Consider the following 26,547-nt stretch of genomic DNA (forward strand, 5'->3'; position numbering starts at 1 on the left):
GCAGAGCCTTCAGTCTGCCAGCGCCTTGCCGACGATTTCGCCTACATCCGTTGATAGCCCATCCGCATCGCGCACCCGCTCGAGCTGCGGACGGATCAAACCCTGCAGGGCGGGCGTGAAGCGCCGCCAGTTCTCCAGCGCGCGCGCCATGCGGGCGGCCACCTGCGGATTGACCGCATCGAGCGCAATCACCTGTTCGGCCCAGAAAGCGTAGCCGCTGCCATCTAGCGCATGGAACTCGCCCGGATTGGCGCGGAAAAAACCGCCCAGCAGGGCATACACCTTGTTGGGGTTGGACAGGCTGAAGGCCGGATCGGCCATCAGTTCGCGCACCCTTGCCAGCACCGGCGCAGCCGCCGGGTCGCGCCGCCAAGCCCCGGCCTGGAGCGCAAACCACTTATCCAGCACCAAGGCATCCGCCCGATAGCGGCGATAGAAGGCGTCCAGCGCCGCCCGCGCCGCGGGTACCGCACCATGCACCAGGGCGGCCAGCGCGCCGAAACGGTCGGTCATGTTGGTGGCCGACTCAAAGCGCCGCACCGCCAGCGCCACCCCCTCTTCCACCTGCCCGGCCGCCAGGTAGCGCAGCGCGAGGTTTACCAGCGCGCGCCGGCCGGCATCGGCCGGGTGATAGCGGTACTCGCCGGGCACCGCGAGCGCCTCGGCCAGACTCAGCCAGTCGTCCGACAGCGCCTTGCCGAGCGCTGCAGTGAGGTGGATCTGCGCCGCCCGCAAGGCCGCCGGATCGGCCGGTTCCATGCGCTCCAGCAGATAAGCTTCGCTCGGCAAGGCTAGTGCTTGCGCGCGGAAAGCCGGGTCGAGATTGTCGTCACGCAGCAGTCGGGCGAAGGCTGCGACGAAGGGCTCAGGCAGGTTCAGCGCACGGCCTGCCGCGGCATCGGCGGCCAGCGCCAGCAGTACGCGCTCAGCATAGCGTTGGGCGGCATCCCAGCGGTTGAAGGCATCGCTGTCATGCGCCATGCGAAAGGCCAGACGCGCGTCGTCTTCGTCCAGTTCGAGGATCACCGGTGCCGAAAAACCGCGTAGCAGCGAAGGCACCGGCTCGGCGGCAAGGCCGATGAAACACCACTGCTGGCTCGCCTCGGTGAGTTGCAGCACACGGGTGGTCGCGCCGGGCTGGGTTTCGCCGTGAAACTGTAAGGGCAAATCGGCGCCGTCCGGCCCGATCAGACCGACCGCCACCGGAATCACCAATGGCAACTTGTCGGCCTGCCCCGGCGTGGGCGGGGTGTGTTGGGCGAGCGTCAGGGTGTAGCGGCCGTCTGCCGCGTTCCAGGCGCCGGTGGCGCGCACCCGCGGCGTACCGGCTTGGCTGTACCACCGCATGAACCGATCGAGATCCACGCCGTTGGCTTCGGCCATCGCGTCGACGAAATCGTCGCAGGTCACCGCCTGGCCGTCGTGATAGCTGAAGTACAAATCCAAGCCGTTGCGAAAACCCTCCGATCCCAGCAGGGTATGCAACATGCGAATGACCTCGGCGCCTTTTTCATACACCGTGGCGGTGTAAAAGTTATTGATTTCCCGATAGCTCTCCGGGCGGATCGGATGCGCCATCGGTCCGGCGTCCTCAGGAAACTGCGCGGCGCGCAGCACCCGTACATCCTCGATACGCTTGACCGCTCGGGCAGAATCCGCACCGGCCGCGCCGGCCGCATCCGCCAGCATGTCGGCGGAAAATTGTTGATCGCGAAATACCGTGAGACCTTCCTTGAGGGTGAGCTGAAACCAGTCGCGGCAGGTCACCCGGTTGCCGGTCCAGTTGTGGAAATACTCATGAGCCACCACGCTTTCGATATGCTCGTAGTCGCTATCGGTGGCGGTGTCCGGCTTGGCCAGCACATACTTGGCGTTGAAGATGTTGAGCCCCTTGTTTTCCATCGCACCCATGTTGAAGTCGCTCACCGCGACGATCATGAAGCGGTCGAGGTCTAATTCCAGACCAAAGGTTTGCTCGTCCCAGCGCAGGGCGCGCACCAAGGCGTCCATGGCATGCCCGGTGCGGTCGAGATTGCCCGGCTCCACCCACACCTGTAGCAACACTTCCCGCCCGCTGGCCGTGCATTCGCGGCGCTCCAGCGCCACCAGGTCGGCCGCGACCAGGGCAAAGAGATAACTGGGTTTGGGAAAGGGGTCTTCCCAGCGCGCATAATGGCGACCGTCAGGCAGATCGCCTTCTTCGACCAGATTGCCATTTGACAGCAACACCGGGCAGCGGGCTTTGTCGCCTTCCACGGTGACCGTGAAACGCGCCATCACGTCCGGCCGGTCCGGATACCAGGTGATACGGCGAAAGCCTTCGGCTTCGCACTGCGTGAAATAACCGCCACGCGAGATGTAGAGGCCGCTGAGCGCGGTATTGGCCTGCGGGTTGATACGGGTGACGATTTCCAGCTCGGCCTCGTCACCCTCGGCGTCGATCTCCAAGCGGGTCTCGCTGCGGCGCACCGCTCCGGCGGCCGGGTCCAGCCCATTGACGGTGAGCGACAGGGTTTCCAGCTCTTCGCCGTCGAGCAGGATGGGACCGGCGGCCGCGTGCCGGTTGCGCCGGCACGCAAGCCGACTGGTGACCACGGTGGCCTGCGGGTCGAGCGCAAAGTGCAGATCCACCCGGGTGACGGTCCACGCCAGCGGCGCATAGTCGCTGCGATGAATGATGGGGGCTTGTTCGGTTGTCATGGTGTCGTTCTTGTGTGGCCGGCCTTGCGGCGGTGGTTGAGGTTCTTGATCAGCGCCTTTTCGGCTTCGACGAGCAACAGCGTCAGCACGCCAAAGCCCAGGATACGCGTCCACGCGGCAACATCCAGCGCAGCGGTGCCAAACAATGTCTGCATGGCTGGCAGGTAGGTAAAGGCCGCCTGGCAGGCAAGCATCAGCGCGATGGCGATGAGCACGTAGCGATTACCAAAAAAGCCTTCGCGATTGAGTATTGAGCCGGCAAAGCTGCGCACGTTGAATAGATAAAAAGCCTCGCCGACCATCAGCGCATTGACCGCGGCGGTGCGGGCGAACGCCTCGCTGGCGCCCTGACCGATCTCCCAGACGAACATCCCGAGCCCGCCACCGACCAACAGCAAACCGACGAACAGCACCCGCCAGACCAGAAAACCGCTCAACAGCGGCTCGGCAGGATCACGCGGCGGGCGCGCCATGATGTCGCGCTCAGGCGCCTCGAAGGCCAACGCAAGCGCCAAAGTGACCGCGGTGATCATGTTCACCCACAAAATCTGCGCCGGCGTGATCGGCAAGGTCATGCCCAGCGCCACCGCGGCGAACAAGATGCCGCCCTGACCGACATTGGTCGGCAAAATGAAGGCGATGGCTTTGCGCAGGTTGTCATACACCGTGCGCCCTTCTTCGACCGCCGCGGCCACCGAAGCGAAATTGTCGTCGGCCAGCACCATCTCGGCAGCCTCCTTGGCCGCTTCGGTGCCATTGCGCCCCATGGCCACGCCCACATCGGCACGTTTGAGCGCGGGGGCGTCGTTGACCCCGTCGCCAGTCATCGCCACCACCTCGCCACGCGCCTGCAACGCGCGCACCAGACGCAGTTTGTGTTCGGGACTGGCGCGGGCAAAGATTGCGGTGTCGGCCACGATGCGCTGCAAGGCGTCATCGTCCATTTGTTCGATCTGCGCGCCGCTAATGGCTTGAACTTCGGCCGCCAGCCCCAAACGTTCGCCAATCGCTTGCGCGGTCGCAACATGATCACCGGTAATCATTTTGACCTGGATGCCGGCGCTTCGGCAGCGCGCCACCGCACGGATGGCTTCCTCACGCGGCGGATCCGACAAGCCCAGCACCGCCAGCAAGGTAAAGCCGCCGCGCTCGACATCGGCAAAGGTCAGCGTCTTGAGCCCGTCTTCGCCTTCGCGCACCGCCAGTGCCAGCAGACGCAGGCCTTCCGCGGCAGCAGCGTGCAGGGCGGCGTCCCAGTGCGCCCGGTCCAGGGCCACATCGCCATGCCGGCCACGCTGCAGCGCGCACAGACCGAGCACCCGTTCCGGGGCGCCTTTCAGATACAGCATTCCGCGCCCGTGGTGGTCGTGATTGAGCGTGGCCATGAAGCGATGCTCGGATTCAAAGGGAATCACGTCGGTGCGGGGCGCCGCCTCGCGCTCGAAGTCCTCTTCCAACCCGGCCTTGCGCGCCAGGGTGAGCAGCGCGCCCTCGGTGGGGTCCCCGACCACCCGCCAGTCATCGCCATCGCACTGGAGCGCGGCGTCGTTGCACAGCACCGCGCAACGGGCCACCTCCACCAGCAGCGAATGGGCCGCAACATTCACTTCGGAACCATCGAGTGTAAAACCGCCGTGCGGGGCATAACCCACGCCAGAGACCGCAAAGACCTGGTCGGCGCAGATCACTTGCTCGACGGTCATTTCATTGCGGGTCAGCGTGCCGGTTTTGTCCGAGCAGATCACCGTGACCGAACCCAGCGTTTCCACTGCCGGCAGACGGCGGACGATGGCATTGCGACGGGCCATGGCCTGCACGCCAATGGCCAGTGTGATGGTCATGATGGCCGGCAACCCCTCGGGAATCACCGCCACCGCTAAACCGACCGCGGCCAGGAACATCTCCGCCGCCGTATAGCCGCGCACCAGTGTGCCAAAGGCGAAGGTCAGCGCGGCCACCGCCAAAATCCCCACGGTGAGCAAGCGCCCGAAAGCAGCCATCTGCCGCAGCAAAGGGGTAGTGAGGGTATCGACCTCGCCCAGCATCGCGCTGATGCGCCCGATCTCGGTATGCGCGCCGGTAGCCACCACCACGCCGGTAGCCTGGCCGTGCACCACCAACGTACCTGAATACGCCATACAGCGCCGGTCGCCCAGCGCGGCCTGCGCTGCAACCGGCTCGACGCTCTTATCCACGGCCACCGATTCACCGGTGAGCGCAGCCTCCTCCACCCGTAGTCCGCGCACCTCGATCAGCCGCAAATCGGCCGGCACCTTGTCGCCGGAAGCCAGAAAAACAATGTCGCCAGGCACCAAACGGTCCGCGGCAATGTCCAGGCGACGGCCATCGCGTAACACCTGGGCACGCAGCGAGAGCATGTTGCGGATCGCATCCAGCGCGCGCTCAGCCTTGCCTTCTTGGATGAAGCCGATGACCGCGTTGATCAGCACCACGCCAAAAATCACCCCGCTGTCGATCAGGTGACCTAGCAGCGCAGTGATCACGCCGGCCACCAGCAGCACATAGATCAGAACGTTGTGAAACTGCAGCATGAAACGCGCAAGCGGCCCGCGCCGCGGCGGCTGCGGCAAGGTGTTGGGCCCGTGCCGCCGCAGGCGCTCGGTAGCGGCCGCAGCATCCAAACCCAGATGCGCGAGCACCCCCTGGGTGCGGAGCACTTCGTCTGCGCACGCAGCATGCGGCGGCATCCGACCGGCGGATGTGGCTGCGGATGTTTTGTCTGTCATTTCCAGATTCATGACTACCTCATCGGTCAAGCGCCCCCGCAGAGACAGCGCGACCGAGTTCGGCGTTCCCCGCGCGACGCATCGACGCCGTCGGTGTCGGCTATTTGGGTGCGCCCAAATTGCCGGGCAGCAACACGATCACGGTGCCGGCCAGACGATCGTGCAAAAACTGCCGATCGCGATCGACAAGCGCCCATAGCAGGCCGACGCCAAACAACATCACCGAAGGCCAAGCCAGCGCGTAACGCAGCAGGCATTGACCCAGGCCCGGCTGGCGCCCGCTGGCCGCATCCACGATACGCAGGCGCCAAGTCTGCATCGCCAAAGTCTGTCCGCCTCGCCGCCAGTACCAGATAAAGTACACCCCCAAGGCGATGAACAGGTGCATCCACGCCAGCCAACCCGGCGGCGCCACGCCCAACCCGATGCCCAGCGCCAGCCAAGGCACCAAAAACACCAGGGCCAGCACCCCGAGCAACAATAGCGACTCATACAGCATGCTGGCCAAGCGGCGGCGCAGGCCGGCCGGTTCGACCACCAAACGCGGCGCAGCGGCCACAGAGGAATCGGGAGCAGTCATCGGATGATTTTTTGCGGCGTAACGGCCAGCGATGGGTGAGATCAGACAGCGGCGCGCGGCAATGTATCGGACCGCGCTGCACGCCCCCGAGCGAACGGACCAACAGAAGCCCGGACCACTTACCGCCGCGCGGACTTGGACCGGCCAAGCGAGTTGTGTCGCCAACGGCAGCGGGATTCTTGACCAAAACCGGGTCGCAGGGTAACGTCAGCCGTTTCAAACGTAATACTGAGCGAGTTTGCGACGATGGTGCTGACCGGCGCGGAAATTGTAATCAGGTGTCTGCAGGAAGAGAAGGTTGAATACGTTTTCGGCTATCCCGGAGGCGCCGTACTGTTCATCTATGACGCGCTCTTTCAGCAGGAGCAGGTCCGCCATGTACTGGTGCGCCACGAACAGGCTGCAGTGCACGCGGCCGATGGCTACGCGCGCAGCACCCAGAAGGTCGGCGTGGCGCTGGTGACCTCCGGGCCGGGCGCCACCAATGCGGTCACCGGCATCGCCACCGCGTTTTGCGACTCCATTCCACTGGTGATCATTTCCGGCCAGGTGCCCACCGCGGCAATCGGTCAGGACGCTTTCCAGGAAGTCGACACCGTCGGCATCACCCGTCCCTGTGTCAAGCACAATTTTCTGGTCAAGGATGTGCGCGATATTGCGCCGACCATCAAAAAAGCCTTTTATCTGGCTAGAACCGGCCGCCCCGGCCCGGTGCTGGTGGACATTCCCAAGGATGTCAGCATGCAGCGCTGCGAGTTCGAGTATCCTCGAGAAATCTCGATGCGCTCGTACAACCCGGTGGTCCGCGGCCACCAGGGACAGATCCGCAAGGCGGTGCAACTTTTACTCGAAGCCAAGCGGCCGATGATCTACACCGGCGGCGGCGTCATCCTTTCAGAGGCCGCCGAGCCGCTTACCCATCTTGCCCGTCTGCTGGGTTTTCCGATTACCAACACGCTGATGGGGCTGGGCGGTTTCCCGGCCAGCGACCGCCAATTCCTGGGTATGCCGGGCATGCACGGCACCTTCGAAGCCAACATGGCCATGCACTACAGCGACGTGCTGCTGGCCGTGGGCGCGCGCTTTGACGACCGGGTCATCGGCAATCCGGCGCATTTTGCCGAAGAACCCCGCAAGATCATTCACGTCGATATCGACCCGTCGTCCATTTCCAAGCGCGTCAAGGTGGATGTGCCCATCGTCGGCGACGTGCGCGAAGTGCTCCAGGAGATGATCCGCCAGATCGAATCCGGCGCCGCACGGCCCAATCCGGACAATCTTGCAGCCTGGTGGAAGCAGATCGAAGAATGGCGCAGCCGCAACTGCCTGGCCTACAAAAATTCCGACGAAATCATCAAACCGCAGTTCGTGGTGCAAAAGCTTTGGGAAGTCACCGGCGGTGAGGCCATCGTGACCTCCGACGTGGGCCAGCACCAGATGTGGGCCGCACAGTACTACCGCTTCGACAAACCCCGCCGCTGGCTCAATTCCGGCGGCCTGGGCACGATGGGCGTGGGCATGCCGTATGCCATGGGCGCGAAGCTCGCCAATCCGGACATGCAGGTGGCCTGCATCACCGGGGAGGCGTCCATTCAGATGAACATCCAGGAGCTTTCGACCTGTAAGCAATTCCGCCTGCCGATCAAAATCTGCAATCTGAACAACCGTTACCTGGGCATGGTGCGCCAATGGCAGGAACTGTTCCACGGCGGGCGTTATTCCGAATCCTACATGGACTCGCTGCCCGACTTCGCCAAGCTGGCCGAAGCCTACGGCCATGTAGGTATCCGTGTCGACCGCCCGGCCGACGTCGAACCGGCGCTGCGCGAAGCCTTCACCCGGCACAAGGATGAACTGGTGTTTCTCGACTTCCAGGTGGACCCGACCGAGAACGTCTATCCGATGGTCCAAGGTGGCAAGGGCCTGACCGAGATGATCCTCTCCGCCGAAGACCTGTAACCGCAGCCCCCGAACACACTGGAAAGCTCAACACCATGCGTCATGTCATTTCCCTGCTGATCGAAAACGAGGCCGGCGCGCTGTCGCGCGTATCCGGGCTTTTTTCCGCGCGCGGCTACAACATTGAATCGCTCACCGTCGCACCCACCGAAGACGCCTCGATGTCGCGCATGACCATCGTCACCAGCGGATCGGACGACATCATCGAACAGATCACCAAGCAGTTGAACAAGCTGGTCGAAGTGGTCAAGGTGGTCGACATTTCCGAAGCCGCGCACATCGAACGCGAACTCATGCTGATCAAGCTGCGCGCCACCGGCAAGGACCGCGAGGAAGTCAAGCGCACCGCGGACATTTTCCGTGCGCGCATCATCGATGTCACCGAGACGTCCTATGTCGTTGAGCTGACCGGCAATCAAGCCAAGCTCGACGCCTTCATCGGCGCCATCGACAATGACCTGATTCTGGAAACCGTGCGCTCCGGGATCTGTGGCATCGGCCGCGGCGACCGCATCCTCAAGCTTTGATGGGCGCTCGAGTTTCGCATCGGACGAAAGCCCCGCTATCATTGCCGCCGTCGGTCTGATCACGAGTCGTCGCAACGGCGGGCATCGACCCCGAGGCAGATGCGAAACCCTTTTCCAAAGCGGCACCGGAGCGACCCAACCCTCATCGAAAACCGAAAGGAAAACCATGAAAGTTTATTACGACAAGGACGCCGACCTTTCCCTGATCAAGGGCAAGAAGGTCACCATCGTCGGCTACGGCTCGCAGGGCCATGCGCATGCGCAAAACCTCAACGATTCGGGCGTCAAAGTCACCGTCGGTCTGCGCAAAGGTGGCGCATCCTGGGATAAGGCCAAAAGCGCCGGCCTGAAGGTCGAAGAAATCGCCAAGGCGGTCAAGGGCGCAGACGTGGTGATGATTCTGCTGCCCGATGAGACCATCCCGCAGGTCTATCGGGAAGAGGTCGAGCCCAACATCAAAAAAGGCGCAGCGCTGGCTTTTGCCCATGGCTTCAATGTGCATTACAACCAAGTGGTGCCGCGTGAGGACCTGGATGTCATCATGATCGCGCCCAAGGGCCCGGGCCACACCGTGCGCTCCGAATATCTCAAGGGTGGCGGCGTGCCGACCCTGATCGCGGTACACCAGGACAAATCCGGCAAGGCCCGCGACATTGCCCTGTCTTACGCTGCAGCCAACGGCGGTACCAAGGGGGGCGTGATCGAAACCAATTTCCGCGAAGAAACCGAAACCGACCTGTTCGGCGAGCAGGCGGTGCTGTGCGGCGGTGCGGTGGAGCTGGTCAAGATGGGGTTCGAGACCCTGGTGGAAGCCGGCTATGCCCCCGAAATGGCTTATTTCGAGTGCCTGCACGAACTCAAGCTGATCGTCGACCTGATGTACGAAGGCGGCATCGCCAACATGAACTACTCGATCTCCAACAATGCGGAGTACGGCGAGTACGTAACCGGCCCGGAAGTCATCAATGAAAGCTCGCGCCAAGCCATGCGCGCAGCCCTCAAGCGCATCCAGAGCGGCGAATACGCCAAGATGTTCATCCTCGAAGGCCGCACCGGCTATCCCAGCATGACCGCCCGTCGCCGCCTGACTGCCGACCACCCGATCGAGCGCGTTGGTGCTCAACTGCGCGCGATGATGCCGTGGATCGGCAAGAACAAGCTGGTGGATCAATCCAAAAACTGATCCACCCATCGCTTGATCCAAGCCGGGGAAGGGCGTAAGCCACCCCGGCTTTTTCGTCCGCTACGCCCACCCACCGTTTGCCCCCGTACGGACGCGGTTGCGGGTACGGTAGAATCCCGAACTTCGTTCGTGCGCGCGTCTGCGCCAAAAGCGGAGCCGGCTAACTCATGAACTTGATCCCGATCGACAAACGTCGCCGCGGCATTTATATCCTGCCCAATTTGTTCACCACCGCTGCGCTGTTCGCCGGTTTCTACGCGATCGTGCAAGCCATGAACGACCGCTTCGAATACGCCGCGGTGGCAATTTTCGTGGCCATGGTATTCGACGGTCTGGACGGCCGCGTCGCCCGCCTGACGCAAACACAGAGCGCTTTCGGCGCCGAGTACGATTCGCTGTCCGACATGGTGTCTTTTGGCGCAGCCCCGGCCTTGGTCATGTATGAATGGGCACTGCGCGACCTGGGCAAGCTGGGCTGGATTGCCGCCTTCATCTACTGCGCCGGCGCCGCGCTGCGTCTGGCGCGTTTCAACACCAACATCGACGTGGTCGACAAACGCTACTTTCAGGGCCTGCCCAGCCCGGCTGCCGCCGCACTGGTGGCCGGACTGGTGTGGGTGGTGATCGACAACGGCCTGAGCGGTGAAGACGTCAGTTGGCTGGCCTGCTTCGTTACCGTGTTTGCCGGCATCTCCATGGTCAGCAATGTGTTCTTCTGGAGCGGCAAAGACATCAACCTAAAACGAAGCGTACCCTTCATCGTCTTGATCGCGCTGGTACTCGCCTTTGCGCTGGTGTCGAGCTACCCGCCAGGCGTACTGTTTGCACTGTTTCTGGCCTACGCGTTTTCCGGCTATGTGCTGTATGGCTGGCGTTGGATGAACCGTCGCCGACGCCGGGCCGAAGCCGCCGAAGCGCACCGTCAGGAACAGCATGAAGCGGATCGATGAGCGAGCGTCGCAAACGCCCTCCTGCCCCTAATCGCCACCATGGCCCGATACCCTGCTCGATCACCGGTTCACTACGCGCTCTTGCAGCGCTTGGGATAGCTGATCTATAGTCGGACGCATGACGACCGGACACCCTCTTTTCCGCCTGTCGCTACACCGTCTGCCGGCTGGACTGCTGCCGCTCGGTCCGCTGCTGCGCCTTGCGCGCTGACTACTGACATCCCCCCTTCCCCCGTAGCCCAAACCCCTGCCGCCTGTGCCGGCGGACGGCTGGATTCGCATCGATCCCTCCCTGCTGGAGCCGAACATGAACGACAAACTGATCATCTTCGACACGACCTTGCGCGATGGCGAACAAAGCCCAGGCGCCTCGATGACCCGTGACGAAAAGCTGCGCATCGCCCGCCAGCTCGAGCGTATGCGGGTGGATGTGATCGAGGCCGGTTTTGCCGCCGCCTCCAATGGCGACTTCGAATCGGTGCGCGCCATCGCCGAAGCGATCAAAACCTCCACCGTCTGTTCGCTGGCGCGCGCCAACGAAAACGACATCCGTCGTGCCGGGGAGGCCATCCGCCCCGCGGCGCGCGGGCGCATCCACACTTTCATCGCCACCAGCCCGATCCACATGGAAAAAAAGCTGCGCATGACGCCCGACCAGGTGGTCGAGCAGGCGGTCAAAGCGATCGGCTGGGCCAAGGCATACACCGACGATATCGAATTTTCGGCCGAAGACGCTGGCCGCTCGGAAATCGACTTTCTGTGCCGCATCTTCGAGGCGGTCATCGACGCCGGCGCCACCACTATCAACGTGCCCGACACCGTGGGCTACAACGTGCCCGAGCAGTTTGCCGCCACCATCGCCACCTTGATTGAACGCGTACCCAATTCCGACAAGGTGGTGTGGTCGGTGCATTGCCACAACGACCTCGGCCTGGCGGTGGCCAATTCGCTCGCTGCGGTGCGCGCCGGTGCGCGTCAGGTGGAATGCACCATCAACGGGCTGGGCGAGCGCGCCGGCAACGCGGCGCTGGAAGAAGTGGTCATGGCGGTGCACACCCGGCGGGATGTTTTCCAGTGCGACACCGGCATCGATACCACCCAGATCGTGCCCGCCTCCAAGCTGGTTTCCGGGGTCACCGGTTTTCCGGTGCAGCCCAACAAAGCCATCGTCGGCGCCAACGCTTTCGCGCACGAGTCCGGCATCCACCAGGACGGCGTGCTCAAACACCGCGAAACCTACGAGATCATGCGCGCCGAAGACGTGGGCTGGGGAGCCAACAAACTGGTGCTGGGCAAGCACTCCGGACGCAACGCCTTCCGCTCGCGCCTGCAGGAACTGGGCATCGTGATCGAATCCGAAGACCACCTCAATCACGCTTTTGCGCGCTTCAAGGAACTTGCCGACAAGAAGCACGAAATTTTCGACGAAGATCTGCACGCGCTGATGAGCGATGAGGCCACCACGCCCGAACTCGAACACTACCGGCTGGTGTCATCCCGCTTTCATTCGGAAACCGGTGAGAAGCCGCGGGCCGAGCTCACCCTGGCAGTCGGCGGTCAGGAAATCCGCAGCGCCGCCGAAGGCTCCGGACCGGTCGACGCCGCGTTCAAAGCCATTGAAAACGTAGCGCAAAGCGGCAGCGAACTGCTGCTTTATTCGGTCAATGCCATCACCACTGGCACCGATGCGCAAGGCGAAGTTACCGTACGTCTGGCGCTCGCAGGCAAGGTGGTCAATGGCCAGGGGGCAGATACCGACATCATCGTCGCCTCGGCCAAGGCATACCTCAACGCGCTGAACAAACTGCACAGCAAGCGCGAACGCCTCAACCCGCAGGTCTGAACGGCACTCGTCGGCGGGTGGCGGGCAAGCAGCTCGCGCCACCCGCCCCTGGAAATCAGCGCATATCCCCTGGCTGGCGGGACGGCGCGGTGAGCCGCGCGTAGAACATGGTGGAGAAAAACAACACCAACGCCAAAACGAGTTCCGACGCGGCAAAAAACCCCATCAAGCCGGGGTCGCCTACGCGCAGCACGCCTTCGGCCACATACAGCAATGACAACATCGATGTCCATTGATAGGTGTAGCGCCGACCGCGCAAAATGCCGAACATCGGCAACAAGAGCGGCAGCGCCTTGAGCGTCAGCCAAGAGCCGCCCGGACGCACCGGGGCCAGCCAGCCTTCCCACAGCACGCACAACACCATCAACGCGATCAGGCTGGCGCTGGCCGCCAGCGACAAGTGCGCCGGCTTCATCCCGACACCGCCAGTTTCAAGGCATAACCGGCCAGCAAACGTCCCTGCGCCTGGGCCAGTGCAATTTCATGCTCACTGAGCCGCGCGCTACCCGCTTGCCCCGCCACATGACTGACCCCATATGGGGTGCCGCCGGTGCAGGTGTCACGCAGCGCCGCTTCGCTGTAGGGCAGCCCCACGATCAGCATGCCGTGATGCATCAGGGGCAGCATCATCGACAACAGGGTGCTTTCCTGTCCGCCGTGCAGGCTGGCCGATGAGGTAAACACACAGGCGGGCTTGCCTGTCAGCGTGCCGTTGGCCCAGGCGCCAGCCAAACCGTCCAGAAAGTACTTCATCGGCGCGGCCATGTTGCCAAACCGCGTCGGGCTACCCAAGGCCAAGCCAATGCATTCGGCCAGATCGCGCTCCTCGACGTAAGGAGGCCCGTCGTCCGGAATGTCGTTGGCGACGGCCTCACACACGGTCGACACACGCGGCACGGTACGCACCCGCGCCGCCACCCCAGGCACCTGATGCACGCCCTGAGCAATCTGCTCGGCCAGCGCCCGCACCGAACCCCGGTGGCTGTAATAAAGGACGAGGATTTCTTTCATAGAGGGTGGATGCGACTTTTAAACGCTACGCCGCGCATCGACACCGCCTCGCGCGTAGCAGCGCGCATGTTCCCGGCGGTGCAGCACGATGTCCATACCAAGATGGCCGAGTCTAACCCAACAACGAATCGCCACCGCAACAAATCCGGCTTCGCGGCATAATGGGTCTGTTCTACGCCCCCTGGAAGTCCGACATGAAGCCCTTTTTCCTTACGCTCACCGCTTTGCTGCTCGCCGTGTCGCTGACAGCCTGCAGCAAGGTGACCGCCGACAACTACGACAAACTCAAAGCAGGCATGACCTATGAAGAAGTACGCGCCATCCTGGGCAAACCCGACCGCTGCAACGATCTACTCGCCGCGCGCAGTTGCACCTGGGGTAACGAACAAAGCTACATCAACGTCAATTTCGTGGGCGACCAGGCGGTGCTGTTTCACGCCGAAAACATCCGCTAAAGCGCATTTCACGCATCCGGCAGGGCGATTTTGCCCTCGGTACTGAACTGGTAATCGCGGAACACATGCTCGGCCGAGAGAATCCGGTAGCGTCCGTTCTCGTCTTTGCGCGTGGTGTCCTTGAGCCGGTAGGTGTAATGCCCGCAAGTCCAGCAGTCAAAATTGCGCATGTGGGTGCATAAGCAGGTCTTGTCGAACACTTTGACCTTGGTGCCTTCCGGATGGCGGGCGACTTCCCGGTTGTAAGCCTCGATGTACTGACAATTGCCTTTGGCATCCAACAAATAGCCATATGCCTCGCAGTTTGGCCGGATGCCGCTGCCGATGGCTGGACTACTTTTCAACATGCGCATCGGGTAGCCGGTGGGCGAGATCAGATTGACCTCGATATCCTCTTCACTGGCTTTGAAGTATTCCTGCTGCACATCTTCAGGCAGTCCGCACTCTCGGGTCACGGTAAAGCGGGTGGCCACCTGTACCGCCGCGGCACCGGCCTCCAGAAAGCGCACCGCGTCAGTACCGGTGAAAATACCGCCAGCCGGAATCAGTGGAATGTCCAGATGCTCGGCGGCTAGCCAAGCCTGAATCTCGGCCACGATGGTGGCCAGATCGTACTGCGCCCAGTCCATGCCAAAACCGAGATGACCGCCTGCCAGCGGACCTTCGACCACCACATAGTCGGGCAGTCGGCCGGTACGCGCACTTTTCTTGAGAAAAAGCTGCAAAGCGCGCAACGAGGAGACAATGATGCCGAGCTTCACATCGCGAAAGCGCGGATGGTCTTCGATCAGCGCAAAAGAACCCAAATGCAGGCCGGCCGCCAGCGTGATGCCGTCGATCCCCGCGTCCATGGCCGCGGTCAGCCGCACCCTCAGGGTTTCTTTGGGCGCGTTCATCGTCAGCTTTTCCATGCAGTTGATGAACACCATGCCGGGGCCGCGCTTGGCTTCCATGGTGCGCCCGACGTGCAGCGCGGTGGCTTCGGCCAGCAGACCAAGGTCGAACTGCACCACCGACTTGTCGGCATTGTCGACATTGAACTTGTACTGCTGAAGCTTATTTTTGACGTACTTGGTCTTGAAGCGGCGGTCGGACACAGTGGGTACCATGGCATCCGAAATATGACCGATCCCGCCCAGGCGCGCGGCTTCCAGCGAAAGTTCGGCAGTCGAAATATCCACCCCCATACCGCCGATCACGATCGGCACCAACTCATGCTTGCCGAACTTCAGGCGAAAGTCATCCACACGCTTCATTACTTCATTATCTCTTCTGGCGTAGCCGGTGATTATCGCCCGAGATACCCCTCCTCGGCTAGCAGACGCGCACCGGCGCAGACGCTCAGTGCGGACACAACATCCACAGCCCGGCTGTGTCGAACGCTTCCGCGTCTTTTTTCACCGGTTGCGGGCAAATTCATTGATTGCGCGTTGCGTCCAAGCACGGTGCATTGTCCATCTGCCCGGATCGCGGATTCGCTTGCTAAGATGTGCGCTTTACGCCACAGCACACGCAACGCCCGCCTGGAGTGCGCCATGTTCTACGGCATCACCGACCTGCCCACTTTCATTCTGGGAACGATCTTCATCGTCCTGCTGCCGGGGCCGAACTCGCTTTACGTCATGTCGGTCGCTTCGCGCTGGGGTGTGGGGGCCGGCTACCGCGGCGCGTGCGGTATTTTTGCCGGCGATACCATTTTGATGATCCTGGCGGCCACCGGCACCGCCTCGCTGCTGCGTGCCACGCCGGAGCTGTTCATGGCCATCAAGTACGCAGGCGCGGCCTACCTGGCCTGGATCGGGTTGGGTCTGATACGCGCCGCCATTGCCAACTGGCGCCGTCCGCAGGCCGTTGAAGTCGAATCGCCGTCTCAACCGCCGGCAGCCAGCGCTGCTCGCCCTTTCCGCAGTGCGCTGTTGATCAGTTTGATGAACCCCAAAGCCATTCTGTTTTTCGTCTCCTTTTTCATCCAGTTCGTCGACCCCAACTACGCCTATCCCGGTCTGTCCTTCGTCATCCTCGGCGCCATCGTACAGGTATGTAGTGCGCTCTACCTGTCGGCACTAATTTTTGGCGGTGCTTATCTGGCCGCGCAGTTTCGTCGGCGCCGGCGCCTGGCGGCAGCCGCTACCGGCAGCGTAGGCGGACTGTTCATCGGCTTCGGCGCTAAGCTCGCCAGCGCCACACTGAACTGACGCCCGCTCAAGCCCCCATACAAGTGCGCGCGCCGGCCGGGTTAGAATCGCGCTCTTTTTTGCGGCCGCCACGCGCGCACCATCCCATTGCAGAGCCCCGCCATGACCGACGCCCACGACCTCACCGCCCCTTATCGACCGCTCACCCGCCGTATCGAGGCCGAAGCAACTGTCATCGGCGAGCAGATTTTGCGCATCGACCATTTTCTCAACCATCGCATCGAGCCGGCTTTCATCATGGAGCTGGGCCGCGAATTGGCGCGACGTTTGTCTGCCTTTCATCCAACCCTGATCCTCACCGCCGAGGCCAGCGGTATTGCGCCGGGGCTGGCGGTGGCGCAAGCGCTCAATCTGCCGCTGGTCTACGCCAAGAAATACGCGCCGCAAGTGGAATCGCCCTATATTTCGCGCGTGATTCCATCGCCGACCAAAGGTGGTGAGACCAAGCTGGTCATGTCTCAGCGCTATGTGCAGCCGGGTGCCCGCGTGGTGCTGGTAGATGATTTTTTGTCCAACGGCCGCACGGCGGTCGCCCTGGTCGATATGGCGCGAGAAGCCGGCGCCGAGGTACTGGCGGCCGGTTTCATCGTGGAAAAGCGCTTCAAACGCGGTCATGAAGCCGTCGAGGCGCTCGGCGTGCCGGTGGCCACCTTGGCCCAGGTCGAGCGCTTAGCCCAAGGCAAGGCGGTGCTGCGCCCGCCGCAGGGCTGAACCTGCCGGGGCTTCTCGCGCTACACTGCAGGCATCGCGTTTGGGAGTCAGGCTCATGCAGGAATTCGAACGGCAGGCTCAAGCCTTTGCCTCGCAAATTGAAGACGAATTGCAGGAAGGTCGGCTGAACTTTCCCACCGCACTGGACGTATCCCTGCGTATCAAGCGTCTGGCGGACAATCCCGAGTCCACTATGGAGGAGATTGCCGCGGCCGTGCGCGCCGAACCGGTGCTCAGCGCCAAAGCAGTGCGCATGGCCAACGCAGTGCTGCTCAATCCTTATGGCAGGCCGGTGACCTCGGTCAATGAGGCGGTCAAGCGTATCGGGCTGTCCGCACTGCGTTGCCTGGCCTTCGCGGTGGCCGCCGAACAACTCGCTCAAGACCACCGTTCGCGCCAGATGCGTCTGGTGGCCTCTGGCCTGTGGATGCACTCGGTGGACGTGGCGGCCTGGTCATACGCTTTGGCCCGTCATTTGTGCACGGTCCGCCCGGATACCGCAATGCTCGCCGGCATCATGATCGACATCGGCCAGTTTTTCCTGCTTGCCCGCGCCGCGGATTACCCGGCTCTGGAAGAGAACATGAGCCGTTTCGCCGAGTTCGTCTCCACCTGGGAAGAACCGGTGGGGCGCGCCATTCTGGAAGCCTTTGAGCTGCCGGAAGCCATCGTCGATGCCTTCCAGTACGAAGACCCTTACGCTGGCAACTGGCCGCCCGAAAATCTTTCCGACATCGTGTTCATCGCCACCCTGGCGACTGACACGCCCAACCCCTTCGATTCGCTGCTAGGTCTGGATAACCGTGCAGCCCTGCGTGACACCTGTATCGCCGGCCTCGACCGCAGCAAGTATGACGAATTGCTCGAAGCGGCGCAGGCCGGCCGGCAGGAGCTGCTGGCTGCGGTGGTCGGTTGAGACAACCTGACCAAGCGCTGCAACTGCCGCGGTAAAACCTCACGATCGCACTGAACAGACCGCCCGAGCCGCCCATTGCCGGGGAATTTCTGCGCTGTCCACCGGGTCTCAAACGGGGACAAAGCAACGGGAATACCGCCATGGACGCGCCGCTTGTGGGTGATGCACAGATTGCCGACACGTTTTTGGCCAATACCCTGCCGGGCCGTTTGGCGGAGCTGCAGCGGCAACTTGCCGCAATCCAGCCCGACATTGTCCGGGTTGGCGTGTTTTTGGCCGATGCCGACCCGAGCCGCCTGACCTATTGGGCGGACAGTGAGCACCGTGTGCTGCCCTGCCCCAACGGGGTGGCAAACCTCGCAGACAATCCGGTGCTATCACGCTGCGTCACCCTCGACAGTGCGCAAACCGCTTTCATCCGCATCGATCCGGCATTGGAATGGGCCGCCGACGGACACACTTGCCCGCTGCTGGCCGCACCGCTGCGGCGCGATCAGCGCTTGCATGGCTTGCTGATCATCGAATCGGACCCGGCCGTACCCCTGCCAGCCTCGCAGATATGCCAGTTACTCGCCTGGGCACCGATGGCCGCCAGTCTGGTGGCGCAAAGCATCGAATCGGTGCGCACGCTGATCGGCACCACGCGCTTCGCGCTCGACTTCACACTGACCCGCGACCGCGAAACCGGCGAGCATCAGCTTCGCCTGCGAGACTACATCCTGGCGCTGGCCGCTGAATTGTCGTCGGCGCATGGATTGAAGGATGCATTCATCGCCGAACTCGCGCTCTTTGGCCCACTGCACGACATTGGCAAGGTCGGCATTCCGGATGCCATTTTGCTCAAACCAGGACGCTTTGAAGCCCATGAATGGGAGCTGATGAAAGAACACGTGACGCTCGGCCACAGTATGGTGGCACGTCTGATCCACGACTTTCGCCTGCACAACGCGCCGGGCATGCGGACCCTGCACGATGTGGTGGCCTGGCACCACGAACGCCTGGATGGCAGCGGCTACCCCTACGGCATCCGCGGCGACGCCATCCCTTTGAGCGCCCGGATCGTCAGCACGGTGGATGTGTTCGACGCGCTGACCTGTCAGCGCCCCTACAAACGCCCGTGGTCTTTGAGCGAGGCGTTTGCTCACTTGCGCACTCTGGCGGGCCCAAAACTGGACCGCGATTGCGTCGACGCCTTCTGCCATGCCCGCTCCCGGATCGAAGCCATCTGGCAGCGACATGCCGCCGGCACTGCGCCGGCCACAGGCTGAGTCGGCTATCCGGTCAGCGCGCTGCGCAAGCGCTGCGCAGCGGCATTGACCGTATCGCGCGCTTCCGGGAAAAGCTTACCCAAGGTCAAAAATCCATGCACCATGCCGGCCACCGGCAGATGCGTCACCGCCCCACCTTCGGCCCGCACCCGCTCGGCAAAAGCCACGCAGTCGTCGGTGAGCGGATCGCATTCTGCAGTCACCAACAGCATGGGCGGCAGACCGGCCAAAGAGGCCGCGCGCATTGGCGAAGCACGCCAATCCTCGGCTTGCCCCGCGGGCAAGTAACGCTCGAAAAACCACTGCAGACTTTCCCGATCCAGGAAGAAACCGTCGCCATAGATCTGCCGGGATGGACGTTGGCTGAGGATTTCGGTGCACGGATAAACCAGCAGCAGAAAACACGGCTGGCAGCGGTGCGCATCCCGCAGGGCCAGCGCAGTGACGATGGCCAGATTGCCGCCTGCGCTGTCGCCGCCCAAGGCGATACGCTGCGGGTCGATACAAAGCAGCCCGGCATGCTCCACCGCCCAGTCAAAAGCCAAACGCGCATCGTTGACCGCGGCCGGAAACGGGTGCTCGGGCGCCAGCCGGTAATCCACCGATAGCACCGCGCAGCCGGCGCCGTTGGCCAGCTCGCGGCACAGCACGTCATAGCTGTCCACATCGCCCACACACCACCCGCCTCCATGGAAATAAATCAGCAGACCCAGCACCGCCCCCGGTCCAGCAGACAGCGGGCGGTACAGACGGGCCAACAATACACTGCCGTCCGGTCCCGGTATCGGCACTTCGGTCACCGCAGCCACGGCAGGCGCTTCAGGACGAAACGCGAACAGCAACTTCTGAAAAGAATGGCGGGCCTGCGCCACCGACAATTCATGAAAACGCGGCGCACCCACACGGTACACCATATCCAACAAAGATCGGGCCTGGGAGGTCAAGGGCATGGATTACAATGGCCGCCAAGCAGCAGCGATTAAAAAGCCCCTTATTGTAAAGGCTGCCTGGGGCCGCTTGGCCACGCGTCCGCGCCAACCGCTGGCTGTCACGCAGAACCTCGTCATACTCATGAGCACGCCCCACACGCTTTCTCCAGATACCCTCGCCGCCCAGGCGCTGGGTTGGGTCGCCCCCGAGCACCGCGATCTGGCACCCACCCTACATCCGGCCAGCACCTTCGAGCGCGCCGCTGACGGCAGCTATCCGGACGGTCGGGTCTATGCGCGCGACCACAGCCCGGCCTACGACCAGGCCGAAGCCTTGCTCGCCGCCCTCGAAAGCGGGTACCAGGCCCTGCTCTTTGCCTCCGGGATGGCTGCCGCCAACGCGCTGCTTCAGGCCCTGGAGCCGGGCGCACACGTGCTGGCGCCGCGCATCATGTACTGGGGGCTGCGCAACTGGCTGCAAACCTTGGCTGAGCGCGGTCAGATCACTTTGGATTTTTATGACAACGCCGACCACAACGCGCTGTCGGCCAAGTTGCGCGCCCGGCCGCCGCGCTTGCTGTGGATCGAAACCCCGGCCAACCCCACCTGGGAGATCACCGACATCGCCGCTACCTGCGCTGCACGCACCGCTGGCACCCTGGTTGCGGTGGATTCCACCGTGTCCACGCCCTTGCTCACCCGGCCGCTGGCGCTGGGTGCAGATTTCGTCATGCATTCGGCCACCAAATACCTCAACGGCCACTCCGACGTAGTGGCGGGCGCCCTGGTATGCCGTGAAGATTCACCGCTATGGCAGCGGGTACGGCAGCAGCGCGCTGTAGCCGGCGCGGTGCTCGGCCCCTTCGAGGCGTGGCTGCTGCTGCGCGGCATGCGCACCTTGGCGCTGCGAGTGCGCCACGCCTGCGCTTCGGCCCAGCGCATCGCCGAAACCTTGCATGGGCACAAGCGCCTCACCCAAGTGCTCTATCCCGGGCTGCCCAGCCACGGCGGCCATGCAGTGGCTGCCGCTCAGATGCAAGGCGGCTTCGGCGGCATGCTGTCGATCCGTGTGGCCGGCGGAGAGCGCGCGGCCATGGCGGTGGCCGGCCGTCTGAGGGTTTTCAAGCGCGCCACCTCGCTTGGCGCGGTGGAAAGCCTGGTCGAACACCGGGCCAGTGTGGAAGGCCCCGGCACGATATGCCCGCCCGACCTGCTGCGTTTATCGATCGGCATCGAAGCCACCAACGATCTAATCGCCGATCTGCACCAAGCGCTGGACGTGTCCCCTTGAGCCGGCAAAAGCGCCGCCGCCGTGCGGTTTGATCGAGGTCACGTGTGAAACGCCCTGTGAAATTTATGTGAGGCGAAGCCTACAAAACATCACCGCGGAGCGCCAAATTAGGTTGCAGCTATCGCTTCAAATCTTTGACTTTAAAGCTTTTTTACTTATAGTGGCTGCATGCGAAAACAGTATTGGTGCCCGGGACGGGACTCGAACCCGTAAGCCTGTCGGCGGCGGATTTTAAGTCCGCTATGTTTACCAATTTCATCACCCGGGCAAAGCGCGGATTGTACCGCGCGCGAGCGGCAGAACGCACGCACATCCGGATGCCGGCGCAATGCCCCGAAGCACAGGGCACAAGGCACTGGCGCAGCAACAAACTTCGCGGTATCGTGCGCCCCCTGGTTTGCTATCGCCGCAAACAAGCATGCGGGCGGTGCCGAGTCTCGCATTGGATTGCCGTTCTTCGGCCAGGCCTCGACGGGCACCCGGCGGTAGCCAGCGGGTCTAAGTAGTACGCCACCGCATTGTGGAGATGCGCTCGTGATCGTGTTCAATTTGGGGTGCGACAAAGAACATCGTTTCGAAGGCTGGTTTGCCTCGGCCGAGGCATTCGACCAACAGCTCGCAGGCGGACTGGTGACCTGTCCGGTTTGCGGCTCGGCAGACATCTCTCGTCTGCCTTCTGCGCCTTATGTGGTGACCCGTCATCAACAACCGCCCGAGGCGCCCACCCATCCGGCCCCAGGCGGAATTCAACACCCACCCGGACCGGCTTCGGCGATGACGCCGGAAGCGGCCGTGGTCATGGCGTTGCTGCGGCGCATGGCGCGTGAATCCGAAGATGTGGGCGAACGCTTCCCGGAAGAAGCGCGCCGCATTCATTACGGCGAAGCCGAAGCGCGCAGCATCCGCGGGCAAGCTGCACGCGAGGATCTGGAAGAGCTGCTCGAAGAAGGCATCATGGTCTTACCGGTTCCGGGCGACGAGGACCTGCACTGAGTGCAGATGGCACGCTGCGCCGGTTCGAGGCGCTTCAGTCGCAGCGTGCGCCGATGAGCGGCACCCACATCTCTTCGGCGCTCAAGCCGCCGTGCACACCAATCAGCTCAGGCGGGCGCTCTGCCGGCACGCGATCGATGATTGTCCAGCCGCGTTCCATCAGCAGGGTATGGGTACCTACCCGTTCGCTCAGCCTTTTGTGACGGATGCCTGGCCCGAACAAACCCTCTGCCACCAAATCGGCAGAGCGGCGCAGCAGTGCTTTTCCAGGCAACGTCTCGCGCGCCCAGGCTTCGAACTCGTGCTCGGCTCCGCTGCGAACCTTGCAAAACGCAGCCCGTCGCTCGCCAAACAGCGCAGAGGCGAGCATCGCAGCAACCTCCCGACGGGTATCCAGGCGAATGCGCCGTTCGCGCGGGTTGTCGATGAAACCATGATCCGCGCTCACCAGCACTTCGGCACCACTGCCTGCCAGACGCTCGAGCAAGCTGCCAAAAGCGCGGTCGATACGGGCAAATTCCTCGAGCACCGGTGCCGAGCGGCAGCCGTAGCGGTGACTGAGCGCATCGAAGCGTTCGTAGTAGGCATACACATATCCGCCACCCCGAGCTCGCAAGGCCCGGACGGTTTCGACCACACGCGCCACCAGTTCATTTACGCCGCGATAAGCTTCGACACGTGCGCCACGACAGTGCCGTAGCGAGAAAGCCGATCCGGCGATATGGCGCGGCGCAATCACCACGCAGGGTTTGCGCGCCTGTTGATACAGGCTGGGAAAGGGAAACAACCGAGAAAGCAGGCTGGCGCCGCGCACCGCGCCCTTCCCGCGCCTAGTCAGCGGCAAAGGGGCCAACACGCCACCAAAGCGCGGCTCGTTTATGAACCAGCCGGTCAAACCATGAGTGTACGGCGCCAAACCGGTCATCACCGTTGTTATGGCACTGGCCGTGGTGGATGGAAACACGCTGGTCAGCCGCCGGCGGCGATGGTGCAGTAAAACGCTGCCGACACCGTAGCGCTGCAAAAACGCGTCGCCCAAGCCATCGACCAGCCAGAATACCAGCACCTCCCCTGGGCGCTTTACGGCATCGTTAGAAAGCCGCCAGGGCAGGCCGTCTTCGCAGCCGGCCAACCAGCGTCGCACACCGGCGATCAGGCCATAAAGCCCATCGGCGCCATAATCGGGACGCACCGCTCCGAGAGGCAATTTGCGGCCAGAACGCATTTCACCGGGCATTTTTTGGCCTTCCAAAGCAATCGGGGGCAAGGTCTTTGACCTTGCCCCCGAACATGTCTGGAGCGGGAAACGAGTCTCGAACTCGCGACCTCAACCTTGGCAAGGTTGCGCTCTACCAACTGAGCTATTCCCGCATTGTCTTGTGCGCTTTCTGCTGCGCAACGGGGGCGAACTATACCGCCGTTCGCGGCACGATGCAACATGCTTGACGCTGATTACGAACCGTTCAAGGCCCCTTCATTGTCCAGTTGCCGAACATCTTTCGGTTTAAGCTCGGCTTAATCCCCGGTCCCAAGACTTACACCTTTATCCATCATCGGACAAGGGAACCGTGCAAGATCCACAACCTGTTCGCTCACTCGGCGCCGTGCCCAACGGCGACTGTGTCAATGCGTCGGCGACGGCAAGCGCTGCAACGCGCTTGCGTCGGCACATCCAGGCGCTGCTCGTCACGCGACCCGCGCTGCGCACCGAGACACTGACTTTGCTGCTCAGCCTGTGGTTTACAGCGGCGTGCAATCCGCTCTTTTGGAGCGCTGCCTTGGACGGCCGCACACTGCTAAATGCCGGCAGTATTGCTTACGCTGTAGCGCTTGCAATACTGCTGACCGGTGTGCATTTCATCGTCCTCACACTGTTTGTTTCAGTGCTGCCCCGCGCCTTCGTCCGCCCTGCTCTGGCGCTGGTAGCCATTTCGACCGGTCTGGCCGCGTATTACATGCGCAAGTTCCATGTCTATCTCGATCCGGAGATGATACGCAATGTGCTCAATACCGACCTGCGAGAGGCCTCCGAGCTCTTATCGTGGTCGATGATTCCTGCCGTGTCGGTATGGGTGCTGCCACCACTATTGGTGATCCTGCGCAGCACACAACGCCCACGGCTGACAGGGCGTGCGCTGATCGGCGCGATCGGTCTGCGGCTGGGCAGCCTTGTGCTGGCCGCAGCAGCGGTGGCGCTGGCGGCCCTGGCGAGTTACCAAACTCTTTCGGCCTTTCTGCGCAATCACACCGCAGCACGCTACCTCATCACCCCGGCCAATCTGATCTACGGGCTCGCCCGCAACGCCTATGGCTCAAGCTCGGCCGGTGCATCCAAAGCGCGCATCCCGGTAGGCCTGGACGCGAGCCTTCCCGAAGCGCGTAAAGCCGACAGGCCAGTGCTCGTGGTCGTGGTTGTCGGGGAGACCGCCCGCGCCGCCAACTGGGGATTGTCGGGCTATACGCGCCCCACCACACCCCGGTTGGCGGCGCTCGATGTGATCAACTTTGCCGATGTCACGGCCTGCGGCACCAGCACCGAAGTTTCCCTGCCCTGCATGCTGTCGCCCTACGGACGGGATGATTATGACGAATCTCTGATACGCCGCAGCGAATCGTTACCGCATGTGTTCGCTCATGCAGGTCTGCGCACGATCTGGCTGGACAACCAATCCGGCTGCAAGGGTACCTGCGATGGTCTGGATTTCTGGAAACCCGCCCCGGACGATTGCAGCGGCGATGTGTGTCTTGACGAAGTGTTGCTCGAAGGAGCGCGCCGCCTCACTTCGGGGCGTCCTGAAAACAGTGCGCTGTTTCTGCATATGCGCGGCAACCATGGACCGGCCTACTATCGCCGCTACCCGCCGCAGTTTGCCACCTTTCAACCCGCGTGCCAGAACGCCGATCTGGCCCAATGCACCCGCACCGAAATCGTCAACGCCTATGACAATGCACTGGTTTATACCGATCACATGCTGGCCGAGACCATCGGCTGGTTGAAGCAGTTGGAAGATACTTACGATACCGCACTGGTGTATGCCTCCGACCACGGTGAATCGCTCGGTGAGCAAGGCCTTTATCTACACGGGGTGCCTTACGCGATTGCGCCGGACGTTCAGAAGAAAGTTCCCATGCTGATATGGCTTTCGGAGCGCTTTGCCCGACGTTTTGCGCTCGACACCGAGTGCTTGCGCGCGCGCGCGGCCCAACCCGCCACCCACGACCATCTGTTTCACACCGTGTTGGGCCTGCTCGATCTGCGCACTTCGGCCAAAAAACCCGAGCTGGACCTTGCCGGCGCATGCAGGCTGGATCGATCGTGAAGCGGGCCTGGACGGCTTAAGTTGAGACAAAAAAGCCTACCGAGTGGTAGGCTTTTTTTGTTCGGACGAACAACGTAAGACAAAGTTTTGGAGGCGCGACTCGGAATCGAACCGGGGTACACGGCTTTGCAGGCCGCTGCATAACCACTCTGCCATCGCGCCGCTGATCTGGACGGCCGCCCCGACTCTCTACATCGGGTTACGCCAGGCCCGGTAAATGCCAAGCCCAAGAGAATATGGAGCGGGAAACGAGTCTCGAACTCGCGACCTCAACCTTGGCAAGGTTGCGCTCTACCAACTGAGCTATTCCCGCCGGAAAGACCGCCATTATAGACCTTCAATTTATTCTGTCAACCGCCTCGTTCTTCTTTTCCATGCGCCAACAGCAAAGGCATGGCCCGGCGCAGATAGTAACCCATGGACCACAGGGTCAGCGCCGCGGCCACATAGATCAACACCCGGCCTAGATCGGTCATGTCGATACGTAGCACATGGGCATTGAAAAGCAGCATCGGAATCGCGGTCATCTGTGCCGCGGTTTTGAGTTTGCCGACAAAGGCCACCGCGACGCTAGCCGACTGACCGACCTGCGCCATCCATTCTCTGAGCGCCGAAATGGTGATTTCCCGGCCAATGATGATGACCGCAATCAGGGCATCCACACGGCCGAGCTGCACCAACAAAATGAGCGCGGCGGCCACCATGAGTTTGTCGGCCACCGGGTCGAGAAAAGCGCCGAAAGCCGAGGTTTGCTTCAAACTGCGCGCCAGATAGCCGTCGAACCAGTCGGTCACTGCAGCAATGATGAAGATGACCGTCGACACCAGGTTCTTCTGCCCGGCCGTAAGCATGCTGTCGGGGAGATAAAACACGCCGACGAATAGCGGAATGAGCGCAATGCGCCCCCAGGTCAAGGTATTGGGTATGTTGACAGGCATGGGTTTGGGCCATCGGCGGCCGCGGGATCGA

General features: G+C 62.5%; 22 protein-coding genes and 4 tRNA genes. 13 read left to right on the top strand and 13 right to left on the bottom strand.

Annotated elements, in window-relative coordinates; genetic code table 11:
* Nucleotides 1-9: 9 nt before the first annotated feature.
* From pepN to DIE29_RS08620, 3 genes are all read right to left on the bottom strand, one after another.
* Nucleotides 10-2,700, bottom strand: a complete 2,691-nt coding sequence (gene pepN, locus DIE29_RS08610; protein ID WP_114649670.1) for an aminopeptidase N — start codon at nucleotides 2,698-2,700, stop codon at nucleotides 10-12.
* Nucleotides 2,697-5,447 (bottom strand): cation-transporting P-type ATPase, encoded by a 2,751-nt coding sequence (locus DIE29_RS08615; protein WP_418333307.1) that lies wholly within the window; start codon nucleotides 5,445-5,447, stop codon nucleotides 2,697-2,699. The genes pepN and DIE29_RS08615 overlap by 4 nt, the downstream gene beginning before the upstream one ends.
* 100 nt (nucleotides 5,448-5,547) lie before the next feature.
* Nucleotides 5,548-6,027: an RDD family protein gene (locus DIE29_RS08620; RefSeq protein WP_114649672.1), complete on the bottom strand. Its 480-nt coding sequence runs from the start codon at nucleotides 6,025-6,027 to the stop codon at nucleotides 5,548-5,550.
* A gap of 246 nt (nucleotides 6,028-6,273) precedes the next feature.
* On the opposite strand from DIE29_RS08620, the gene DIE29_RS08625 reads away from it, so the two are divergent.
* From DIE29_RS08625 to DIE29_RS08645, 5 genes are all read left to right on the top strand, one after another.
* Nucleotides 6,274-7,986, top strand: coding sequence for an acetolactate synthase 3 catalytic subunit (locus DIE29_RS08625; protein ID WP_114649673.1), 1,713 nt, complete (start codon nucleotides 6,274-6,276; stop codon nucleotides 7,984-7,986).
* A 35-nt stretch (nucleotides 7,987-8,021) separates the two neighbouring features.
* Nucleotides 8,022-8,513 carry an acetolactate synthase small subunit gene (gene ilvN, locus DIE29_RS08630; protein WP_108079959.1) on the top strand — a complete coding sequence of 164 codons (492 nt, stop codon included), beginning with the start codon at nucleotides 8,022-8,024 and terminating at the stop codon, nucleotides 8,511-8,513.
* 166 nt (nucleotides 8,514-8,679) lie between these two features.
* Complete coding sequence (gene ilvC / locus DIE29_RS08635) at nucleotides 8,680-9,696, top strand: ketol-acid reductoisomerase (RefSeq protein WP_102041482.1); 1,017 nt, start codon at nucleotides 8,680-8,682, stop codon at nucleotides 9,694-9,696.
* A gap of 167 nt (nucleotides 9,697-9,863) precedes the next feature.
* The gene (gene pssA, locus DIE29_RS08640) at nucleotides 9,864-10,646 is read left to right on the top strand and encodes a CDP-diacylglycerol--serine O-phosphatidyltransferase (RefSeq protein WP_102041481.1); all 783 of its coding nucleotides are present in this window, start codon (nucleotides 9,864-9,866) and stop codon (nucleotides 10,644-10,646) included.
* Nucleotides 10,647-10,953: 307 nt separating this feature from the next.
* Nucleotides 10,954-12,489: a 2-isopropylmalate synthase gene (locus tag DIE29_RS08645; protein WP_114649674.1), complete on the top strand. Its 1,536-nt coding sequence runs from the start codon at nucleotides 10,954-10,956 to the stop codon at nucleotides 12,487-12,489.
* Between the two features lie 55 nt (nucleotides 12,490-12,544).
* Here DIE29_RS08645 and DIE29_RS08650 read toward each other — a convergent pair whose 3' ends face one another.
* Nucleotides 12,545-12,904 (bottom strand): DUF2069 domain-containing protein, encoded by a 360-nt coding sequence (locus DIE29_RS08650; RefSeq protein WP_114649675.1) that lies wholly within the window; start codon nucleotides 12,902-12,904, stop codon nucleotides 12,545-12,547.
* On the bottom strand, nucleotides 12,901-13,500 hold the full coding sequence (gene wrbA / locus DIE29_RS08655; RefSeq protein WP_114649676.1) for an NAD(P)H:quinone oxidoreductase: 600 nt from the start codon (nucleotides 13,498-13,500) through the stop codon (nucleotides 12,901-12,903). The genes DIE29_RS08650 and wrbA overlap by 4 nt, the downstream gene beginning before the upstream one ends.
* 194 nt (nucleotides 13,501-13,694) lie before the next feature.
* Between wrbA and DIE29_RS08660 the strand changes: the two genes are divergently transcribed.
* Nucleotides 13,695-13,955, top strand: a complete 261-nt coding sequence (locus tag DIE29_RS08660; protein ID WP_114649677.1) for an outer membrane protein assembly factor BamE domain-containing protein — start codon at nucleotides 13,695-13,697, stop codon at nucleotides 13,953-13,955.
* 8 nt (nucleotides 13,956-13,963) lie between these two features.
* Here DIE29_RS08660 and DIE29_RS08665 read toward each other — a convergent pair whose 3' ends face one another.
* Nucleotides 13,964-15,211, bottom strand: coding sequence for a nitronate monooxygenase (locus DIE29_RS08665; RefSeq protein ID WP_102041477.1), 1,248 nt, complete (start codon nucleotides 15,209-15,211; stop codon nucleotides 13,964-13,966).
* A 279-nt stretch (nucleotides 15,212-15,490) separates the two neighbouring features.
* Between DIE29_RS08665 and leuE the strand changes: the two genes are divergently transcribed.
* The 4 genes from leuE (at nucleotide 15,491) to DIE29_RS08685 (ending at nucleotide 19,045) form a co-directional block, all read left to right on the top strand.
* Nucleotides 15,491-16,150: a leucine efflux protein LeuE gene (leuE, locus tag DIE29_RS08670; protein ID WP_102041475.1), complete on the top strand. Its 660-nt coding sequence runs from the start codon at nucleotides 15,491-15,493 to the stop codon at nucleotides 16,148-16,150.
* A gap of 102 nt (nucleotides 16,151-16,252) precedes the next feature.
* The gene (gene xpt / locus DIE29_RS08675) at nucleotides 16,253-16,861 is read left to right on the top strand and encodes a xanthine phosphoribosyltransferase (RefSeq protein WP_102041474.1); all 609 of its coding nucleotides are present in this window, start codon (nucleotides 16,253-16,255) and stop codon (nucleotides 16,859-16,861) included.
* Between the two features lie 55 nt (nucleotides 16,862-16,916).
* Entirely contained in the window at nucleotides 16,917-17,777 is an 861-nt protein-coding gene (locus tag DIE29_RS08680) for an HDOD domain-containing protein (RefSeq protein WP_114649678.1), read from the top strand.
* Nucleotides 17,778-17,917: 140 nt separating this feature from the next.
* Nucleotides 17,918-19,045: an HD-GYP domain-containing protein gene (locus DIE29_RS08685; protein ID WP_102041472.1), complete on the top strand. Its 1,128-nt coding sequence runs from the start codon at nucleotides 17,918-17,920 to the stop codon at nucleotides 19,043-19,045.
* 5 nt (nucleotides 19,046-19,050) lie between these two features.
* Here DIE29_RS08685 and DIE29_RS08690 read toward each other — a convergent pair whose 3' ends face one another.
* Nucleotides 19,051-19,995 carry an alpha/beta hydrolase gene (locus tag DIE29_RS08690; RefSeq protein WP_114649679.1) on the bottom strand — a complete coding sequence of 315 codons (945 nt, stop codon included), beginning with the start codon at nucleotides 19,993-19,995 and terminating at the stop codon, nucleotides 19,051-19,053.
* Nucleotides 19,996-20,116: 121 nt separating this feature from the next.
* Here DIE29_RS08690 and DIE29_RS08695 point away from each other — a divergent pair, with 121 nt between their 5' ends.
* The gene (locus DIE29_RS08695; protein ID WP_114650291.1) at nucleotides 20,117-21,265 is read left to right on the top strand and encodes a trans-sulfuration enzyme family protein; all 1,149 of its coding nucleotides are present in this window, start codon (nucleotides 20,117-20,119) and stop codon (nucleotides 21,263-21,265) included.
* 183 nt (nucleotides 21,266-21,448) lie between these two features.
* On the opposite strand, the gene DIE29_RS08700 is transcribed toward DIE29_RS08695, so the two are convergent.
* Nucleotides 21,449-21,533, bottom strand: a tRNA-Leu gene (locus tag DIE29_RS08700).
* A gap of 266 nt (nucleotides 21,534-21,799) precedes the next feature.
* Here DIE29_RS08700 and DIE29_RS08705 point away from each other — a divergent pair.
* The gene (locus DIE29_RS08705) at nucleotides 21,800-22,258 is read left to right on the top strand and encodes a DUF1178 family protein (RefSeq protein ID WP_102041470.1); all 459 of its coding nucleotides are present in this window, start codon (nucleotides 21,800-21,802) and stop codon (nucleotides 22,256-22,258) included.
* Between the two features lie 34 nt (nucleotides 22,259-22,292).
* Here the strand turns inward: DIE29_RS08705 and DIE29_RS08710 are convergent, their stop codons facing one another.
* A complete protein-coding gene (locus DIE29_RS08710; protein ID WP_335740046.1) occupies nucleotides 22,293-23,450 on the bottom strand; it encodes an alkaline phosphatase family protein in 1,158 nt (385 codons plus the stop codon).
* A gap of 103 nt (nucleotides 23,451-23,553) precedes the next feature.
* Nucleotides 23,554-23,629 (bottom strand) — tRNA-Gly (locus DIE29_RS08715).
* A gap of 287 nt (nucleotides 23,630-23,916) precedes the next feature.
* On the opposite strand from DIE29_RS08715, the gene DIE29_RS08720 reads away from it, so the two are divergent.
* Entirely contained in the window at nucleotides 23,917-25,578 is a 1,662-nt protein-coding gene (locus tag DIE29_RS08720) for a phosphoethanolamine transferase (RefSeq protein WP_237269431.1), read from the top strand.
* An 88-nt stretch (nucleotides 25,579-25,666) separates the two neighbouring features.
* On the opposite strand, the gene DIE29_RS08725 is transcribed toward DIE29_RS08720, so the two are convergent.
* The 3 genes from DIE29_RS08725 to pgsA all read right to left on the bottom strand — a co-directional run bounded on the left by DIE29_RS08725 (nucleotide 25,667) and on the right by pgsA (nucleotide 26,516).
* Nucleotides 25,667-25,740, bottom strand: a tRNA-Cys gene (locus DIE29_RS08725).
* A gap of 75 nt (nucleotides 25,741-25,815) precedes the next feature.
* Nucleotides 25,816-25,891: transfer RNA gene (locus tag DIE29_RS08730), tRNA-Gly, on the bottom strand.
* A 37-nt stretch (nucleotides 25,892-25,928) separates the two neighbouring features.
* Nucleotides 25,929-26,516 (bottom strand): CDP-diacylglycerol--glycerol-3-phosphate 3-phosphatidyltransferase, encoded by a 588-nt coding sequence (gene pgsA / locus DIE29_RS08735; RefSeq protein WP_102041469.1) that lies wholly within the window; start codon nucleotides 26,514-26,516, stop codon nucleotides 25,929-25,931.
* Nucleotides 26,517-26,547 lie beyond the last annotated feature (31 nt).

Origin of the sequence: Pseudothauera hydrothermalis (genome assembly GCF_003345255.1) — a bacterium.
In the GTDB taxonomy this organism is placed as follows: Bacteria; Pseudomonadota; Gammaproteobacteria; order Burkholderiales; family Rhodocyclaceae; genus Pseudothauera; species Pseudothauera hydrothermalis.

Excerpts from the sequence above, each read along its gene's own strand:
- pepN (WP_114649670.1), bottom strand. The coding sequence starts at position 2,700 with ATGACAACCGAACAAGCCCCCATCATTCATCGCAGCGACTATGCGCCG.
- DIE29_RS08615 (WP_418333307.1), bottom strand. The coding sequence starts at position 5,447 with ATGACAGACAAAACATCCGCAGCCACATCCGCCGGTCGGATGCCGCCG.
- DIE29_RS08620 (WP_114649672.1), bottom strand. The coding sequence starts at position 6,027 with ATGACTGCTCCCGATTCCTCTGTGGCCGCTGCGCCGCGTTTGGTGGTC.
- DIE29_RS08625 (WP_114649673.1), top strand. The coding sequence starts at position 6,274 with ATGGTGCTGACCGGCGCGGAAATTGTAATCAGGTGTCTGCAGGAAGAG.
- ilvN (WP_108079959.1), top strand. The coding sequence starts at position 8,022 with ATGCGTCATGTCATTTCCCTGCTGATCGAAAACGAGGCCGGCGCGCTG.
- ilvC (WP_102041482.1), top strand. The coding sequence starts at position 8,680 with ATGAAAGTTTATTACGACAAGGACGCCGACCTTTCCCTGATCAAGGGC.
- pssA (WP_102041481.1), top strand. The coding sequence starts at position 9,864 with ATGAACTTGATCCCGATCGACAAACGTCGCCGCGGCATTTATATCCTG.
- DIE29_RS08645 (WP_114649674.1), top strand. The coding sequence starts at position 10,954 with ATGAACGACAAACTGATCATCTTCGACACGACCTTGCGCGATGGCGAA.
- DIE29_RS08650 (WP_114649675.1), bottom strand. The coding sequence starts at position 12,904 with ATGAAGCCGGCGCACTTGTCGCTGGCGGCCAGCGCCAGCCTGATCGCG.
- wrbA (WP_114649676.1), bottom strand. The coding sequence starts at position 13,500 with ATGAAAGAAATCCTCGTCCTTTATTACAGCCACCGGGGTTCGGTGCGG.
- DIE29_RS08660 (WP_114649677.1), top strand. The coding sequence starts at position 13,695 with ATGAAGCCCTTTTTCCTTACGCTCACCGCTTTGCTGCTCGCCGTGTCG.
- DIE29_RS08665 (WP_102041477.1), bottom strand. The coding sequence starts at position 15,211 with ATGAAGCGTGTGGATGACTTTCGCCTGAAGTTCGGCAAGCATGAGTTG.
- leuE (WP_102041475.1), top strand. The coding sequence starts at position 15,491 with ATGTTCTACGGCATCACCGACCTGCCCACTTTCATTCTGGGAACGATC.
- xpt (WP_102041474.1), top strand. The coding sequence starts at position 16,253 with ATGACCGACGCCCACGACCTCACCGCCCCTTATCGACCGCTCACCCGC.
- DIE29_RS08680 (WP_114649678.1), top strand. The coding sequence starts at position 16,917 with ATGCAGGAATTCGAACGGCAGGCTCAAGCCTTTGCCTCGCAAATTGAA.
- DIE29_RS08685 (WP_102041472.1), top strand. The coding sequence starts at position 17,918 with ATGGACGCGCCGCTTGTGGGTGATGCACAGATTGCCGACACGTTTTTG.
- DIE29_RS08690 (WP_114649679.1), bottom strand. The coding sequence starts at position 19,995 with ATGCCCTTGACCTCCCAGGCCCGATCTTTGTTGGATATGGTGTACCGT.
- DIE29_RS08695 (WP_114650291.1), top strand. The coding sequence starts at position 20,117 with ATGAGCACGCCCCACACGCTTTCTCCAGATACCCTCGCCGCCCAGGCG.
- pgsA (WP_102041469.1), bottom strand. The coding sequence starts at position 26,516 with ATGCCTGTCAACATACCCAATACCTTGACCTGGGGGCGCATTGCGCTC.